We start from the raw sequence: 593 nt of genomic DNA, 5'->3' as shown, positions 1-593 counted from the left end.
GGGTGCAGGTGCACGCCGTCGTTGATCAGCTCGACGGTGACCCGCTCGTCCTCCAGGAGGGCGACGATCGGGCCGGGGGCGCGGTGGGCGATTCCGGGCATCGCGTTGAACAGGTGGGTGGCGACGGTCGCTCCGGCCTCGATCGCTTCGAGGGTGGTGGAGTAGTCGGAGTCGGTGTGGCCGACGGCGGCGATCACGCCGAGGTCGGCGAGCATCCGGACGGAGTCCAGGCCGCCGGGCAGCTCGGGGGCGAGGGTGACCATCCTGGCGTGGCCGCGGGCGGCGTCGACCAGCTTGCGGACCAGGGCCGGATCGGGGTCGCGCAGCAGGTCGGGGCGGTGGGCGCCGCAGCGGTTGTGCGAGATGAACGGGCCCTCGAAGTGGATGCCGGCCAGGACGCCGTCCTCGACGAGTTCGGAGAGGACGGCGGCCTGGCGGGCGACCTCGTCGATCTCGCCGGTGACGGTGGAGGCGACCGTGGTGGTGGTGCCGTGTTCCAGGTGGGTGCGGGCGGCGAGCAGGGCCTCCTCGGCGATGCCGGAGGCGTAGGAGGCGCCGCCGCCGCCGTGGACGTGCAGGTCCACGAAGCCGGG

The 593-nt window shown here is 73.7% G+C and carries 1 protein-coding gene; it reads right to left on the bottom strand.

Annotated elements, in window-relative coordinates; genetic code table 11:
- Positions 1-593 (bottom strand): amidohydrolase family protein (locus J0670_RS38750; protein WP_207817452.1); only part of this gene is annotated, 593 nt, incomplete at both ends.

The sequence above is a fragment of the Streptomyces sp. FH025 genome, from assembly GCF_017427025.1.
In the GTDB taxonomy this organism is placed as follows: domain Bacteria; phylum Actinomycetota; class Actinomycetes; order Streptomycetales; family Streptomycetaceae; genus Kitasatospora.
The sequence above is the reverse complement of the archived record's forward strand: the minus strand, read 5'-3'. Positions and strand labels throughout refer to the sequence as shown.